Genomic DNA, 16593 nt, shown 5'->3' on the forward strand with positions numbered 1-16593 from the left:
GCCCGGCCTTTTTTCATTAGAGGCCTGTTTTGTTTGTCAGAACATCGTGTTCTGGTTTGCTGACGTTTCAGGCACGTTCTGGATCACGTCCCAATGTTCGACAATTTTGCCATCCGCGACCCGGAAGATGTCGACAACAGCCTGGCCATTATCTTTCTCACCATTGGTGGAGTGGATGTGTAGCCAGACCAGATCTCCATCCGTAGAGCTACGAACAATGCGCGCTTTGGAATTGGGGTTGTCCTTGAAGAAACCAGTGAAAAACGACAGGAAAGGCGCCTTGCCATCCGGTACCTCCGGATTGTGCTGCCTGTAGTCGTCGGCCACCACCCTGGCCGCTTCTTCAGTTTCATGCCTATTGAAGAAACGATCGTAAAATTCGATCACAAGTTTGCGGTTTGCTTCTTCCTGCACAAGATCGCGAGAGGCCGTTTGAGCGAGAACGGGCATTGTTGCGGCAACCAGAATGACAGTGGCGCGCACAAGCAGCTTCAGAGATCCGACCATGGTGTCTCCCTTACATTGTTTTTGAGAACGACTTAGTATCCGACCGTGAAACGCTGGCGCACATGCGCTGGCTTCTCAATTTCGTCTACGAGCGCGATGGCGTAGTCCTCGAAGGAAATGCTGGAGCCCTGATCGTTGGCAAGCAGGGTATCCTTGCCGAGGCGGAACTTTCCGGTGCGTTCACCAGGAACAAACATCGCCGAAGGCGAAAGGAACGTCCAGTCGAGGTCTTCAACCGTCTTCAGCAAGTCGAGGAATTCGGCCCCCTTCGATGCTTCCGCCTTGTACAGGGCCGGAAAATCGGGTTGGTCGACCAGACGCGCACCCGGCGCCACCTCCAGGCTACCAGCACCGCCAACGACGAGATAACGCGTCACGCCCGATGCACGCACCGCCGCGATCAGGGTGGCCGCATCGCTCGCGGTGAAGTGAACTGACGAGATCACGACGTCATGCCCCTTCAACAGAGCAGCCAATCCTTGCCCATCGTACACGTCACCTTTAACAGCCGTCACGTTGGCCAATGTTGCAATCTTTTCAGGGTTTCGGCCAATGGCGGTGACCTGGTGGCCGCGGTCCGAGAGTTCCTTGAGAATACGCGATCCGGCATTACCGGATGCTCCGATCAGTGCGACTTTTGTCATGACGACAGCTCCTTGGCGTAACTGTTAATACGGTCTAAAATATAGACCTATAAGTTTGCTATGACAGATAAATGGCCTGCGCAAGAAGTCATCTTTCGTTGATCTGGTCACACGACGATGACCTTTGGCGGAGAGGAAGGAATGAAATTGACGACCCCATCGAACCGGGACGAGCCCCTCGTTTTCGATCAGCCCTGCCCTATAAGAGATGTGCTGGATCGTATTGGTGACCAGTGGAGCCTGCTGGTGCTGGAGGCGCTGGAAAATGGCGTCCGGCGCTTCAACGAGCTCATGCGCGATATCGGCGACATCTCCAAACAGATGCTCTCAAGGACATTGCGCCGGCTTGAGCAGGACGGCTTCATCGCACGCAAGGTCTATCCCGAAGTCCCACCACGCGTTGAATATACGTTGACCGATCTTGGCCGGTCCTTTCTGCAGCCTATGAAGTTGCTGGTTGGCTGGGCCGACGACAACCATCGGGAAATCGTCAAGGCGCGTACGCGCTACGCCACACCAAACGAACCAGTCTGATTTTCTCCATTGCACTTGGTGCGCATCCAATCAGCGGGAACGAAACGACCCGTCATGAAGCGGATTTAATTGTTTGCATTTTCTCTAACTAGAAAATTTTTGTTGCATCCGAAAATGCAATGCCTATAGCGTAGGCAAACATACGATATGCCTCCCTATTATTCAAATCCCAACGGAGCCCGTCACATGCGCCTTGCATCCACCCTGATTTCCCTGGCTGCCGCTCTTGCGGCAAGTGCGCCGGCGGCGCTCGCCCAGGAAAAGACCCTGGTCGTTTCGGAATGGGGCTACACGCCCGAGCAATCGAACGAATTTCTCTACAAGCCTTTCGAGGCTATCTGCGGCTGCAAGGTCGTCATCGATACCGGCAACAATGCAGACCGCCTCAACAAGATGCGCGTCCGTGGCGGCGTAGACGTGATGTTCATCACCGATGCCTTCACCCAGCAGGGCATCGACGCGGGCGTCTTCGCCAAGGTCGACCGGTCGAAGCTGCCAAATCTTGACGAAGTCTATGACATCGCAAAAGCTCCCCAGGGCGAAGAGTATGGTCCGGCCTACGTCGCCGGTCACTACGGCATCATGTACGATGCTTCCAAGGTAAAGGAGCCGATCACCTCCTGGAAAGACCTGTGGCGTCCGGAGTTCAAGGGACTTGTCGCCATCCCCGGTTTCAACACCACAACGGGCCCGCTGACAGCAGTCATCGCCGGTGAACGCGCAGGCGTGGATGCCTTCAAGGACCCGGAAGGTGCCTTCAAGAGCCTGGGCGAACTCAAGGAAAACGTCCGCAAGACCTACAACACCGGCTCAGAACTGGTGAACCTTTTCTCCACCGGGGAAGTGGTGATCGCTGCGGTTCAGGACTTTGCTGCGCCGGCTATTCACAAAGCTGTTCCAAATGCCAAGTGGGCGCCGTTGTCTGAAGGCGATTATGCCATCTTCAACACGCTGAACATCGGTAAAAAGGCCAACAATCCTGAACTTGCCTATCAGTTCATCAACTACAAACTCTCCAAGGACGTTCAGGAAAAGTTCGTGGCCGTTGGCGATAGCCCTGTTAACAAGAACGTCGTGATCAGCCCTGACAAGGTCGGCGACATGGCTTACGGCGCCGACGCAATCGCAAAGCTGCGCAAACCTGACTTCAAGGCCATTCTGGCACAGAAGCCTGATTGGGAACGCCGCTGGAACGATATTTTCGCGAAATAAGCCGAAACGGTGGATATCGACCAATGAACATCCGGCCCGGTCAGGCTTTACCTTACCTTCTGGTGTTGCCGGGGACGCTTATCGTCCTCGGCCTTCTCGTATTGCCAGTTGCAGATACATTTACTGGAACAATTGGCCCGGAGGGCGATCGTCTCGCTCTCTACCGCCAGTTCTTCAGCTACGACTACAACATCACCGTCATCGTGCGCTCCGTCCGCGTCGCGCTTGTCACGTCGGTGCTGTCTCTCTTTCTCGGCTATTTTGCCGCAAGCGTCATTGCACGCGCCAGCGGCCTCTGGCGGCAAATCCTGCTTGTCTGCGCGGTATTCCCGCTGCTGACAGGCGCGATCGTGCGCAGCTTCGCCTGGATGATCGTGCTCGGCCGCAACGGCCTGCTGAATTCCACACTGCTGTCACTTGGAATTATCAACGAGCCGATGCCGCTGCTTTTTACCGAGGTGTCATTGATCCTCGGCCTTGTTTACCTGTTCACCCCGCTTGCCGTCCTTTCCCTGATTGGCGTAATAGAGGCGATCGACCGCAGCATCATCGATGCTGCTACGTCGCTTGGCGCATCGCCGCGAGCTGTCTTTCGACAAGTTACGCTACCGCTGATCGCGCCTGGCCTTCTGGTCGGCGGCGTTCTGGTCTTCACCGGAAGCCTTGCGGCATTTGCGACGGGTCGTCTGCTCGGCGGTGAAGCGGAGACCATCCTTCCGACACTGCTCAACGAAAAGGCGATGATCAGCTTCGACTGGGACGCCGCTGGCGTTATCGCCGTCGTGATGGTCGCGATCACTTTTGCTGTCGTCCTTGTCGGCCAGTTCGCCGCACGACGTCTCAACCCCTCTGCAGGATAATCGGGCGATGACTGACACCACCTCCCTTTTCACCCGCTTGATGGCCGTCCTGGTGTTCATTTTTCTGCTGGCGCCGCTGTTCATCATCTTCGGCGCATCGCTGACACCCGGAACGTTTCTCTCCTTCCCGCCACAAGGCCTGTCGCTTCGCTGGTACGCCTTCGTTCTGCAGAACGAGAGCTTCATGGAGAGCTTCAAGACCAGCCTGATCGTCGCAACGCTTGGCACCGGCATTGCCATGCTGGTCGGCATTCCAGTGGCCTATGCGTTGGTTCGCCATCGCTCCGTCATTCCCGGCTGGTTCGGTTCGATTTTCTTCCTTCCCGTGCTGGTACCCGAAATCGTGTTCGGTTTTTCGCTTCTGAAAACCGTGATCGTGACGCTGGAGCTTCCCGTCATGACCGCGCTCTTGATCGGCCACACGATCATTGCCATCCCTTATGCAGTGCGCGTCATCGGAGCGAGCCTTTCAAGCTTCGATTTCAGCGCAGAGGAAGCCGCGATCTCGCTTGGTTGCTCGCCACTCAAAACTTTCTTCACGGTGGTCTTGCCCAACATCCGCTCGGGCATCGTCGCAGCCTTCATCCTCGCCTTCATTTCCTCCATGAACGACGTGTCCGTATCGCTCTTCCTGACCGGACCCGGCGTCAGCACGCTCCCAATCAACCTGTTTACCTATGTCGAGCAGCATTTCGATCCATCAGTTGCAGCTGTTTCAGTGCTCCTGATGCTTCTGACGGCGATCGTTATCGTGATCGTCGAACGCACGCTCGGCCTGTCGAAAGTCATGAGATAGACCGATGACCAGTCCTACCCTTTCGCTCACCGGCGTCTCCGCCCATTATGGCTCCACCCGCATTCTCGATGATCTGAGCCTGACCGTCAAAAGCGGCGAATTGATTTCGCTGCTTGGCGCATCCGGCTGCGGCAAGACGACAACGCTTCGACTGATCGCAGGTTTTATCAAGCCTTCTACTGGCTCGATCAGGCTTGGTGACAAGGAGCTGACCAGTTTGCCGCCGCACCGGCGCGACATCGGCCTTGTGTTCCAGAACTACGCACTGCTGCCGCATCTAACCGTCATCGACAATGTCAGTTTCGGACTGAAACAACGCGGCATTGCTGCGGCAGAGCGCCAGAAGCGTTCGATTGAGATGCTTGAAATCGTCGGCATGGCGCACCTGGCCAATCGCCTGCCATCTGCGCTTTCCGGCGGCCAGAAGCAACGTGTCGCACTGGCACGCGCGCTTGTCATCGATCCACCACTGATGATGTTCGATGAGCCGCTTTCCAACCTCGATGCAAAACTGCGTGTCGATATGCGGGTGCAGATCCGCCGCCTGCAGATGGCCGGTCAGCGTACAGCCGTCTACGTGACCCATGATCAGGAAGAGGCGTTTTCAATCTCTGACAAGGTTGCCATCATGGATGCTGGACGTGTTGTCCAGCTCGATACCCCGGAGGTTCTTTATCGCCGACCGGCGAACGCCTTCGTCGCCCGTTTCGTCGGGTTCGAGAATATCCTGCCCTTCCGTGTCGTCGACCGTCTGGCAAATGGCAAGGTGAGCGTTGAATTCGAGGGCGGAAGCCGCGTTATCCTCTCTAGTGCCGACTTCGGTGAAATTCCTGATCAGGGCCTGATCGCTACACGTCCCGAGGGCCTTACACCCGACATCGCCGGCGAAGGCATCACGACAAACATCGGCCTGCGAACCTTTCTGGGCCGCAGTTATCAGTATCACTGCGAAAGCTCGGCGGGCACGCTGGTGGCTTTGGGATCGATAGAGACCCCATTCGAGGCCGGCACGGCCGTGGGCCTGACCATCAATCCGCTGCACAGTGCGATCCTGCCGTTCGAAGCCATTTCCAGCAAAAAGGACACGTGACGATGGCCCGCTTCATCAACATTGCCTGCGCACAGATGGGCCCGATTGCCCGTACCGATAGCCGTCCGCAGATCGTGAAGCGGCAGATCGAACTGCTGCGCGAGGCAAAATCGCGCGGTGCAGAATTTGTGGTTTTCCCCGAACTTGCATTCACCACCTTTTTCCCGCGCTGGGTTTTAAACGATCAGGCCGAGATCGACAGCTATTTCGAACGGGAGATGCCGGGGTCGGAGACACAGCCACTCTTCGACGCGGCCAGAGAACTCGGCATCGGCTTCTACATCGGTTATGCCGAACTGGCCGAAGAAGATGGCCGTACGCGGCATTTCAACACTTCGATCATCGTCGGTCCAAATGGCGAGATTGTCGGCAAATATCGCAAGGTTCACCTCCCCGGCCACGCTGAGCCGGTGCCCGGCCGTGATGCCCAGCATCTGGAAAAGCGCTATTTCGAGCCCGGCAACCTGGGCTTTCCGGTCTGGCGCACGATGGACGGCATCGTCGGCATGTGCATCTGCAACGATCGACGCTGGCCGGAAACCTATCGCGTCATGGCCTTGCAGGGAGCAGAGATGGTGTTTGTTGGCTACAACACACCTGACAATCACACCGGCGTCTTCGATTTCGACCAGTTGACCGGCTTCCATCACCAGCTGTCATTGCAGGCAGGCGCCTATCAGAACGCCACCTGGGTCGCCGCTGCTGCCAAGGCCGGCTGTGAAGAAGGCACGAACATGATCGGCTTGTCGATGATCGTCGCACCATCCGGCCAGATCGTCGCGATGGCATCCACAACTGGTGATGAGATCATCAGCGCCAGGTGCGACCTCGACATGGGCGTCCTGTACAAGCGCACGATTTTCGATTTCGCTCGACACCGCGAGCCATCGCAATACGGTCTGATCGTGGAGCGCAAGGGACCAATTGTCGAGGTTTGAGAACTATCGGCGGGATGGAGAGGCATTATATGGCGGAACATGATGCAACGCCGAACAGGCCGGTAGCAATTGATGGGCGAAGCGCGGAAAAACCCGTCGGTATGCCCGTTGGTGCAATCCTGTCGCGGCTGCGCTTCGAAAACCGTTGGACGCTTGCCGAGGTTTCACGTCGCACGGGCGTTTCCATATCTGCATTGTCAAAAATCGAAAACAACCAGTCGACACCGGCCTACAGCGTTCTGGTGCGCCTGGCGGATGGACTTGGCATCGACTTTGCTGACCTGATCGGCAGCTCGACCCAGAAATTTGCCTCAGCAGCCCGGGTTATCACGCGCGCCGGTGAAGGCACGACCTATGTCAACAAGATGGGCGCCTATGAAGCGCTCGCCTCTGGCCTGGCGGCAAAATCCATGCAGCCCATGGTCATCGACATTCCCAAGCGTACCGGCAACGCCAAGACCGTTCGCAGCGCCCATCGAGCCGAAGAATTCGTCTACGTACTGGATGGCGAAGTGACCTTCTTCATGGAGCCGTACACGCCCGTCGTGCTCAAGACCGGCGATAGCGTCTATTTCGACGGCGCCAGTGAGCACGGCTTCTCTTCCAACAGCGACAAGATCGCCCGCATTCTCTCAATCTGCCTGGAACGTCCCGCAAGCGCGGCACATTCCGGCGAGGACACAGCATGACCAACGATATGACGATCCAGGATATTTCCATTGATGCCGCCAGCGAGATCAAGATCCGCCAGCGGTTGACGCTTGTTGCCCTGGGCAAGGAGAAGGCTGATGTGGCCCTGCGGGTCGGGCGGCTGCTTGATGTCGCAACCCGTACATGGTCGGACGACCAGGAAATCATCATCAAGGATCGTCGCATTGCCTATGTCGGCAAGGCAGGCAGCTATCCGGGTGAAGTCTCAATCCGCGTGCACGAACCCAGTCTATCTGCCGTTCCGGGCCTTGGAGAAGTCCACAAGCACATCGAAAGCTCGCATCTGACACCGGAATGGGAGGCCGCGCTGGTTCTGCCGCGTGGCAACACCTGGACCTGTGAGGCAAGCCATGAATTCTCCAACGTCAACGGTGCGAAAACGCTGGAGTTCTGGTTAAAGGCACGTGAGGCTGGCTCACCACTCAAGATTTTCCCTCTGCCCGGCTCTGCAGTACCGCCCACTGCCTATGAACACGGCGGCGGTTACTTCGGCTACGATGAACAGAAGGCTTTCCTTCAGGACAGCCTGATGACGGCAGGGCTTGATGAGGTGATGGACTGGCCAGCCGTCTGGAACCCGGAAAACCCTTCTTACGACCGTTTGTGGGGCATGATCCGCGCAACTTTCGAAAAGCGCGCCGTGGTTGAGGGACATGCTGCGGGCATCCGCGACCTGCCGACAATCAATGCTTTCGCCGCCGCCGGACTGTCCTCCGATCACGAGGCGTGGACCGTCGAGGAATTCTGGGACAAGCTCACACATGGCCTCTTCATGGAGCTACGTCCGCACAGTCTGCCGGAGGTCATCAAGGGCCTTCTGGAGCGCGGCCTTTCCGACTGGTCGCAGATCGCGCTGACGACGGACGACCGTTCTGCCTCCGACACGCTGAAACTTGGTGCGACAGACCATAATGTTCGACTTGCAATTCAAGCTGGCCTTGCGCCGGAAATCGCCATTCAGTGCGTGACAATCAACCCGGCCCGCCACATGCGGCTTACACCCTGGGTCGGCTCGATCGCTCCTGGCCGGTATGCCGACATCGTGCTGCTTTCCGATGTGGAGACATTCGAAATCGCCAAGGTCTGGGCGGACGGACGGCAGGTCTCTGAAGGTAAGACCTTCCTGCCGGAAGTGCCCCAGATCGACTGGCCGGAATGGGCCCGGAAGACCGTCAACATCGGTCGGCATCTGACGGCAGACGATTTCGCCATCAAGGCTGCGCCTGGCCGAGAAACCATGACCGCCGCAGTCCTGCGCCCCTTCCACTGGACAGACGACTTCCTCACTTACGATTTGCCGGTGAAAGATGGCCTGGTGCAGCGAGACGAGAGCCGCAACATCACCAAATTCTCCGTCATTGACCGCTTTTCCGGCAAGGCTGGCGTGTCGAAAATGTTCTGGCTCGGCTGTGGTCCGGCAACGCCAGACACAGCACTTGCCTGCTCCATGGCGCATGACAAACATAATATCTGGTGCGTCGGCTCGTCCGACGACGCGATGGCAAAAGCCGTCAATGCGGTCGCAGACAATGACGGCGGCTGGGCGCTGGTCCACGCGGGTGAGGTCGTTGCCCGCGTTCGTTACGAGGTGGCTGGCCTGATGAGCTGCCGCTCGGCAGAAGCGTTGCACGCGGAAATGCAGGCGCTTTATGCAGCCGGCGAAAAGATAGAATGGATGTACGAACCGACCTTCATGCCGCGCTGGTTCCCGGGATTCCCTGAACGGCTGGCGTTTGCCACTCTGACCTGCGCGCCCTGGCGCTGGGTTCTGGTTGCACCGAGCGACCATGCCCCGCAGGGTCTGGTCAACGTCCAGACCGGAGCGACCCACCCGGTTGTCTTCTAAGCCGGACTTTCCCCTCCCCGTTTTCTTTTGAAAGTGCAAGCATGACCGCCATCACCACCGTTACACCTGAGCTCGAAAACCGCTTTTCTGGTTTCGACGCGCTTGTTGAACCACGCGTGGTCATCGATCTCCCGACGCTTGACCGCAATCTCAGGGCGATGGCGAACTTGGTTGCCGGACAGGCGGAACTGCATCCGCATGTGAAAACACACAAGAGCCTGGCCATTGCCGGAATGCAGTCTGATCACGGTGCCAAGGGCTTTACGGTGGCGCGCGCGCATGAAGCCAAGATGCTGCTTCAAGCCGGACACGATCCGGTCACCATTGCCTACCCGCTGATATCAGAAGAAACGATCATTGCTCTTTTGAAATTGGCGGGTGAACCGCAGCGGTTGCGTTTCATCGCTGAAAGCGATGCGGGTGTCAGCGCCCTGTCCTCCGCCGGTCGCAAGCTCGGCATGTCCGTTCAGGTCTTTCTCAAGGTCGATGTTGGCCTGCATCGCTGTGGCGTCGATCCGAAAGGAGATGCGGGTCTGCAGCTTGCAGCGACTATCGATCGTGATCCACACCTGAGTCTAGTCGGGCTGCTCTCTCACGCAGGCCATGCTTACGGCGCCCCCGATCCTGATGCGATCAGAGTGGTGGCAACCGAAGAACTCTCTCTTTTGTCAGAGTTTCGCCTCCGCCTGGAAAAGAACGGCGTCGCGGTTCACCGCATCTCCATTGGCAGCACACCCACTCTCCTGTCCAATGCAGGATTTGAGGGCGTGGATGAGGTCCGACCGGGAAACTATGCTTTCCTCGATCTGACGGCAGTCCGTCTCGGCATCGCAAAGCGTACGGATGTTGCCCTTGGCATCGCTGCCCGCATCGTTTCCGGCAATGACCGTTACGCCATCGCCAATGTCGGATCTAAAACGCTGTCGTCTGATCTCGGCGCTCATGGAACGTCGGCCACAAGCAGCTTTGGCGAGGCATGGATCGCCGGTGCCGACGAACCACTAAGCGTGCTGAAGCTATCAGAGGAACATGCGTTTCTCTCCTACAGCGAAAAGCGGCCAGCCAATGGCACCCCCATCCTCATCCTGCCAAACCATAGCTGCCCTGTCGCCAATCTGAGCGGGGGCATGCTGGGTCTCGGCAATGATCGGGTCGCAACGCGTGAAATTCACGTTGAAGGCACACGCTCTGCGTTTCCATGACCTTGAAGTCCCGGGTTTAGCGAAAAGACAGGGGCCGGAAAGCGTTCAAACTTTCCGACCCCGATCCTAGCCTCTAGGCAGACGTTTTTCGCCGGTCCGTATCAGAACTCTTCCCAGCTATCCGCAGACGTGTTGAGCGCAGCATTGCCAGCGAATGCAGCCCTGATCTTTCCACCCAGTGCGCGCGCGGGTGACACTGCAGGCCTGTCAGCCGGCGAGGCTGTGCGGAGCGTTGCTGACGCTTCACTGTAACCGCCTTCTGACAGCTTGAACTGGGACAGTATCCGGTTAAGCGAGGACGCCTCGCGGGCAAGGCCGTGGCTTGCCGCCGTGCTTTCTTCGACCATGGCAGCGTTCTTCTGCGTATCCTGATCCATCTGGTTCACAGCGGTGTTGATCTGCTGCAGGCCGGACGATTGCTCCTGTGCCGATTCCGCAATCGCTGCGACGTGCCGGTTGATTTCCTTCACCTCGGTCACGATCTGCTCCAGCGCCTTGCCGGTCTCGCCAACCAGCTGGACGCCCTGCTGAACCTGACCGTTGGACGTGGTGATGAGATTCTTGATCTCCTTGGCCGCACCTGCCGAACGCTGCGCCAGTTCACGAACCTCCTGCGCGACAACCGCAAAACCCTTGCCCGCTTCGCCGGCACGGGCCGCCTCGACGCCCGCATTCAGCGCCAGCAGGTTGGTCTGGAAGGCGATCTCGTCGATCACGCCGATAATGTTGGAAATCTCATTGGCGGAGGATGCAATCTGCTCCATTGCAGACACAGCCCGCTGAACGACCTCACCCGACTGTTCTGCACCCACCTTTGCACGGCCAACGAGGTGCCCGGCGTCCTGGGCGCGTTTGCTCGCGTCCTTCACGGTCGTCGTGATTTCCTCGAGTGCCGCGGCAGTCTGCTCGACAGCAGCAGCCTGCTGTTCCGTGCGCTTGGCAAGATCATCGGCCGCCGATCTGATCTCGTTCGCACCAGCATCGATGCCACGGGCATTCTGCGCCACCTGGTTCAGCGTCGACTGCAGTTGCTCCGCAGCCCTGTTGAAATCGCCACGGATACCGTCGAGGCTGGCCACAAATGGCTGCACGATACGGTAGGTCACGTCACCCTGGGCAATCTTCGAAAGTGCCGTGGCGAGATTATCGACTGCAAACTGCACATCGACGGTTTCCTTCGCCTTCTGTTTCTCACGCTCGATGCGATCCTTTTCCGACAACGAGCGATTGGCTTCCGTCTCTTTTTCAAGGCGAATGCGCTCGATTGCACTTTCCCGGAAGGCCTGAACGGCGGCGGCCATCTGACCGACTTCATCCTTGCGGTCCATGCCGTCAATTTCCGACACCGTATCCCCAGCCGCCAGCGATCCCATGCGTTCACGCAGGCGCGCAATCGGCGCGGTGATGCCCCGGGAAGAAATCAGAAGACCAAGCGCGATCAACATCAGGGAGACGATTGCGATGCCAGCAAGGCCCGTCCAGATCGTCGTGCTGGTGCTGGCTGTCAGACGCTGTCGCCCCTCATTCATGACCTGAATGAGCTGCTCGTTGCCGGCGCTGATCTTCGGGGAAACTTCGGTCATCTTCTGAAGCACGGCGAGCGCCATTTGCTGGGCTTCGGCTTGTTTGCCGGCCTGAGCCAACGCGATTGCCTTGTTGCCAAGGTCTTCCACTTCAACGACGCCCTTCAGGATCTCGCGGGCTGCATCCGTGCGGGCCGGAACCAGTTCCATGATCTTGTTCTGGCGCTCTTCGAGCTGCTTGCGGTCGGCCCTGAAGGTTTTGACCGCGGCTTCAAAATCGCTGCTCTTTGGATCATTGAGCGTGGCGCGAAGCGTCTGCATGCCCAATGCGTTGAGGTTTCCGCTGGTCCGGGCATTCAGTACGGCAGCGAGCGCCTCATTGGCAATGAAATCGCTGTAGACGCTGTCTGTGCTCTTGTATTGCCAGCTCACATAGCTGATCCCGGAAAGCGACATCAGACTCATCAGCGATATGACAAAAACGACCTTCGTTTTTATCTTGGTATTTTTCAGGAACGACATGAATAGCCTCAAGGCAAGCGCTTCCCCGGCTCCCTTCCAGGACGCCTGAGAAACGAAATATAGAATGAAACATCGCGGGTAGCTGTGCCCCTCCTCATAGGGCGACAAGCGGGCATCCGGTGAAAGCGGCCAAAGCTCGCTCGAGGATGGTGTCCACTCGTTCTACCGGCTCCTCCGATGAAACATTGGAACCTGCACGGCGTAGATTTCACCAAATCACTGAATGAATTGTTACTTCAGGCACCCAATCAATCGCAATTCGCATCGATTGCTGCCGAATTATTCATGTCTTGGAAACGGGGCAATTGACGCTGTCGCCACAGGCCGGAAACCGGACAAAAACCGCTTCGGTCTGGCGCGGAATTTTTAAAGAATAACGACGAGATGAGCCTGAAGGCTAAAAGAGGAAAAGGGCTCCTGATTTCTCAGAAGCCCTCTTCAATCAACGAATTAGGATGGTGGGCGTGACAGGGATTGAACCTGTGACCCCTACGATGTCAACGTAGTGCTCTCCCGCTGAGCTACACGCCCTCCGTTGCGGCGGATAGACCACAAAACCCGATCGCACGTCAACTGCTTTTTTTCGGTTTTGTGAAGGTTTTTTGAGAACCCTTATGCCACAAGGAGTTTGTTGACCTCATCAACGAGGTCGCGAAGGTGAAATGGCTTGGAAAGAACCTTCGCGTCCTTCGGAGCCTTCGAATCGGCATTCAAAGCGACCGCCGCAAAGCCGGTGATGAACATGACTTTCAGGTCTGGGTCGAGTTCGGTGGCGCGGCGCGCCAGTTCGATACCGTCCATCTCTGGCATGACGATGTCGGTCAGAAGCAGCGAAAAAGGCTCTTCGCGGAGACGGTCATAAGCGCTGGCACCGTTGTCGAAGGAAGAGACCTGGTAGCCAGCCTTTTCCAGCGCCTTGACGAGAAAGCGCCGCATATCATTGTCGTCTTCAGCAAGAAGGATTTTCTGATTCATTTAAGTGACCGTAACTGCTCGATGTTTGGAATAACCTAGTCCGATTGTAAGGTTTTCAGGGTAAATATCCTGTGAACGCGGGAATCGGTATAGCGCTGTTTGGGCGATAGTATGGACTTGCCTGCCAGTAACTGGCAACATAAGCATTCTGATAGTTTTACGACATGGTAAATGGGCTGAATGGACTGGATAACCGGTGAATACGAGCTGTTCGAAGTAACGGAACCTGCCGTCCAAACCCTGCCATTCGTCTATAACTCCCCCCACAGCGGTCGCTGTTACCCGGTTTCCTTTCTCGAATCATCGCGGCTGGGCCCGCATGAAATTCGCCGTTCCGAGGATCATTTCGTCGATGAACTCTTTGGAGCGGCTCCGGAGATCGGCGCGCCCATCCTGAAAGCAAATTTTCCGCGCGCCTATCTCGACGTCAACCGTGAGCCCTATGAACTCGATCCGCGCATGTTTGACGGCACGCTGCCACCCTACGCCAATATCGGCTCCATGCGTGTTGCCGGCGGACTGGGCACGGTGCCACGCATTGTTGCCGAGAACATGGATATCTACGCGCATCGTCTGCCGGTCGAAGAGGCGCTAACGCGTGTGGAGACAATATACAAACCCTATCATGCCTGCCTGCGAAGGCTTGTGTCACGCACACACGCGCAGTTTGGCATGGCGGTTCTGATCGACTGCCACTCGATGCCGGGCAATATTCGTGTTGCAGGCTCGAACATCCGGCCCGACATTATCATCGGCGACCGCTACGGCACCAGTGCGTCCCAGGAGGTCTCACGGGCTGCACTGCACTTTCTTGAAGAACTGGGCTTCATTGCCGTTTGCAATAAACCCTACGCCGGCGGTTTTATTACGGAGCATTATGGGCGCCCCATCCGCTCCCTGCATGCCTTGCAGATAGAAGTGAACCGCGCGCTCTATGTCGACGAGAAAACCCTCGTCAAGAATGCCGATTTCCATGCCATTCAGGCATCGCTGGAAATCTTTATGAGACAGCTTGGCGCCTTTGTCTCCGAATACGTCATCGAGACGTCGCTCGCGGCTGAATAAATCTTTCCATCCAGGCGAATAAGAAATGCGCATCCAAGACCTGCGCAAAAAAAACCGCGCCTGCGCGCGGTCAAGTCTAGGGAGGAAACACCCAAGGAGGGTATTTACAGTCAAGGACTGTGAGATAAACCTAGTCAATAAGTGCTCATTTGTCAATCAATTTTATTATTGCACATATTTTGTGCTTTTGCTGAAAATATGGAAATGGTTCCTCCCTAGACATGAGTGGACGACCAGCACCGTTCCAGTCTATTGATTTGCCCAGATTGTTCAGGGAATGAGGTTCTCATGCTGCCCGACCGGGATTTCTTCTTCAAACTTGCCGATGTTGCCAGCGCTGAGACGCTGCCTCGCTTTCGCACCGGCATTGCCGTCACCAACAAGCAAGATGGCGGTTATGATCCGGTCACCGAGGGCGATCAGGCTGCGGAAACAGCAATCCGGGCGTTGATCGAGAACACCTATCCGCAGCATGGCATTCTGGGTGAGGAACACGGTAATGTCGGACTGGATCGCGACCATATCTGGGTTATCGATCCGATCGATGGAACCCGAGCGTTCATTTCCGGCGTTCCGGTCTGGGGTACGCTGATCGGGTTCCAATCCGCTGGTCGCGCGACGATGGGGATGATGGACCAGCCTTTCACCCGGGAGCGTTATTTCGCAGACGGAAAGGACGCATGGTACTTCGGGCCGGACGGTGAGCGAAAGATCAAGACACGCGAGTGCGCCTCACTGTCGGATGCCGTGCTTTTCACCACGTCACCGCACATCTTCACGGCAGAGGAAGCGCCGGTTTACGCAGCCGTTCAGGATAAGGTTCGCCTGTTCCGTTATGGCGTGGATTGCTACGCCTATTGCCTGCTTGCCGCTGGGCACGTCGATCTGGTGATCGAATCAGGCTTGAAACCCTACGATGTCGGCGCACTCATTCCCGTCATCGAACAGGCAGGTGGCATCATGACCACCTGGGATGGCGGCAGACCGGAAAATGGCGGGCGCATCATCGCGTCCGGTTCAAAGACCGTCCACGAAGAAGCTCTCGCTGTCCTTTCCAGGCTGTAGGCTAAAATTCACTCCGGCGCGAGAAACGCATCGATCGCCGCAAGCGCCTGCTTGCGGTAGACATCCCGCTCATGCAGCAGTTCATGACGGGCACCAGTAACGGGAAGAAGTTGTGCCGCTCGAAAATTGCGTGAAAGCTCTTCCTGCGCCTTATAGGGCGTGATTGTGTCGAGCATCGGCGCCAGCACGAGCGTTGGAATGGTCACCTTGGTCAGGTGATCCTGGCGCATGACACGATCCATGGTTTTCAGTGCTTCGTAGAGCCAGCGTGCCGTCGGCGCACCGACGAAAAGATCCGCATTCTGCCTGTGGAGCGCAAGATTGCGGGCAAAACGCGTCGCATCGGACGTCAGCGGATTGCCGTCAAAGTCGCGCTCTCGCTGGTCTTTTCCCAATTGAACTGCACCGAGCCCTACAAAACTGAGAGCCGTGGCCACAAGCCGAATGATCGAGGGCGGAACCGATTGCTGCTCGCCTAAAGCCACAAAGGGTGAGGTCAGAACCAGCCGTTCAATGCGGTTTGAAAGTTTGGGAGCCGACGCGAGCGCCGAGAGCGCGCCGGTCGAATGCGCCACCATGAAAAACGGCAGCCGGGTGTCCGGCAAGACAATCTGCTCCAGAAAAAGGTTGATGTCGCGCTGATAGTCGGAAAATCGGCGAACATGCCCCGCATCGGTCTTTTTAAGCAACCGTTCCGAACCACCCTGGCCGCGCAGATCGAACGTCGCGACCCAAAAGCCCATGGCGGTCAGGTCGGCAATCGTTTCGAAGTATTTTTCGATACATTCGTTTCGGCCATGCAGCAGCACGATCGTTCCACGGGCAAGCTGGCGACTGGCGCGAAAAATCGCATATCGAAGCTTTTTGCCACCATAGCCGGTGAAATAACCAACGGTGTTGTTCTCAGGAACCGGGTTGTTTTCGCTGGCGCGCAATAGGGCTTCGGTCATCAATCTTTTCCGGCTGTCGTGCCTATATCGGATAGGTCGGGGAAACGGACACGTCAAAGAAAAAATTGCCGGAACCGACGGTTAAAGCAGTCGCGGTTCCGGCCAGAAAGACAGAAGAAGAAGGGACGTTATTGCTTCTGTCTTCGAAGCATC

General features: G+C 57.0%; 16 protein-coding genes and 1 tRNA gene. 11 read left to right on the forward strand and 6 right to left on the reverse strand.

What is annotated here, in order from left to right; genetic code table 11:
* Positions 1-36: 36 nt before the first annotated feature.
* Together HWX89_RS08250 and HWX89_RS08255 are read right to left on the reverse strand one after the other, a co-directional pair.
* Positions 37-507: a nuclear transport factor 2 family protein gene (locus tag HWX89_RS08250; RefSeq protein WP_138791975.1), complete on the reverse strand. Its 471-nt coding sequence runs from the start codon at positions 505-507 to the stop codon at positions 37-39.
* A gap of 32 nt (positions 508-539) precedes the next feature.
* The gene (locus HWX89_RS08255) at positions 540-1151 is read right to left on the reverse strand and encodes an NAD(P)-dependent oxidoreductase (protein WP_138791974.1); all 612 of its coding nucleotides are present in this window, start codon (positions 1149-1151) and stop codon (positions 540-542) included.
* 141 nt (positions 1152-1292) lie between these two features.
* Between HWX89_RS08255 and HWX89_RS08260 the strand changes: the two genes are divergently transcribed.
* The 9 genes from HWX89_RS08260 to HWX89_RS08300 all read left to right on the forward strand — a co-directional run bounded on the left by HWX89_RS08260 (position 1293) and on the right by HWX89_RS08300 (position 10340).
* A complete protein-coding gene (locus HWX89_RS08260) occupies positions 1293-1685 on the forward strand; it encodes a winged helix-turn-helix transcriptional regulator (protein ID WP_138791973.1) in 393 nt (130 codons plus the stop codon).
* Between the two features lie 186 nt (positions 1686-1871).
* A complete protein-coding gene (locus HWX89_RS08265) occupies positions 1872-2897 on the forward strand; it encodes an ABC transporter substrate-binding protein (protein ID WP_138791972.1) in 1026 nt (341 codons plus the stop codon).
* Between the two features lie 23 nt (positions 2898-2920).
* Entirely contained in the window at positions 2921-3757 is an 837-nt protein-coding gene (locus HWX89_RS08270; RefSeq protein ID WP_138791971.1) for an ABC transporter permease, read from the forward strand.
* 7 nt (positions 3758-3764) lie between these two features.
* The gene (locus HWX89_RS08275; RefSeq protein WP_138791970.1) at positions 3765-4553 is read left to right on the forward strand and encodes an ABC transporter permease; all 789 of its coding nucleotides are present in this window, start codon (positions 3765-3767) and stop codon (positions 4551-4553) included.
* Between the two features lie 4 nt (positions 4554-4557).
* Positions 4558-5643: an ABC transporter ATP-binding protein gene (locus HWX89_RS08280; protein ID WP_138791969.1), complete on the forward strand. Its 1086-nt coding sequence runs from the start codon at positions 4558-4560 to the stop codon at positions 5641-5643.
* Between the two features lie 2 nt (positions 5644-5645).
* On the forward strand, positions 5646-6581 hold the full coding sequence (locus HWX89_RS08285) for an N-carbamoyl-D-amino-acid hydrolase (RefSeq protein WP_138791968.1): 936 nt from the start codon (positions 5646-5648) through the stop codon (positions 6579-6581).
* Between the two features lie 29 nt (positions 6582-6610).
* Positions 6611-7270 carry a helix-turn-helix domain-containing protein gene (locus HWX89_RS08290; RefSeq protein WP_246705103.1) on the forward strand — a complete coding sequence of 220 codons (660 nt, stop codon included), beginning with the start codon at positions 6611-6613 and terminating at the stop codon, positions 7268-7270.
* Complete coding sequence (locus HWX89_RS08295; protein WP_138791967.1) at positions 7267-9138, forward strand: adenine deaminase; 1872 nt, start codon at positions 7267-7269, stop codon at positions 9136-9138. Before HWX89_RS08290 ends, HWX89_RS08295 begins: the two co-directional genes overlap by 4 nt.
* Positions 9139-9179: 41 nt before the next feature.
* Positions 9180-10340 carry an alanine racemase gene (locus tag HWX89_RS08300; protein WP_138791966.1) on the forward strand — a complete coding sequence of 387 codons (1161 nt, stop codon included), beginning with the start codon at positions 9180-9182 and terminating at the stop codon, positions 10338-10340.
* Between the two features lie 101 nt (positions 10341-10441).
* Here HWX89_RS08300 and HWX89_RS08305 read toward each other — a convergent pair whose 3' ends face one another.
* The 3 genes from HWX89_RS08305 to cpdR form a co-directional block, all read right to left on the reverse strand.
* Positions 10442-12385, reverse strand: a complete 1944-nt coding sequence (locus HWX89_RS08305) for a methyl-accepting chemotaxis protein (protein WP_138791965.1) — start codon at positions 12383-12385, stop codon at positions 10442-10444.
* 456 nt (positions 12386-12841) lie between these two features.
* Positions 12842-12916, reverse strand: a tRNA-Val gene (locus tag HWX89_RS08310).
* An 81-nt stretch (positions 12917-12997) separates the two neighbouring features.
* On the reverse strand, positions 12998-13360 hold the full coding sequence (gene cpdR / locus HWX89_RS08315) for a cell cycle two-component system response regulator CpdR (RefSeq protein ID WP_138791964.1): 363 nt from the start codon (positions 13358-13360) through the stop codon (positions 12998-13000).
* Between the two features lie 180 nt (positions 13361-13540).
* Between cpdR and HWX89_RS08320 the strand changes: the two genes are divergently transcribed.
* Positions 13541-14425 carry an N-formylglutamate amidohydrolase gene (locus HWX89_RS08320; protein WP_138791963.1) on the forward strand — a complete coding sequence of 295 codons (885 nt, stop codon included), beginning with the start codon at positions 13541-13543 and terminating at the stop codon, positions 14423-14425.
* 288 nt (positions 14426-14713) lie between these two features.
* A complete protein-coding gene (gene hisN, locus HWX89_RS08325; protein ID WP_138791962.1) occupies positions 14714-15490 on the forward strand; it encodes a histidinol-phosphatase in 777 nt (258 codons plus the stop codon).
* A gap of 8 nt (positions 15491-15498) precedes the next feature.
* Here hisN and HWX89_RS08330 read toward each other — a convergent pair whose 3' ends face one another.
* A complete protein-coding gene (locus HWX89_RS08330; protein ID WP_138791961.1) occupies positions 15499-16440 on the reverse strand; it encodes an alpha/beta fold hydrolase in 942 nt (313 codons plus the stop codon).
* Between the last annotated feature and the right edge of the window lie 153 nt (positions 16441-16593).

It is taken from the genome of Rhizobium sp. RM (genome assembly GCF_013390595.1).
Taxonomy (GTDB): domain Bacteria; phylum Pseudomonadota; class Alphaproteobacteria; order Rhizobiales; family Rhizobiaceae; genus Agrobacterium.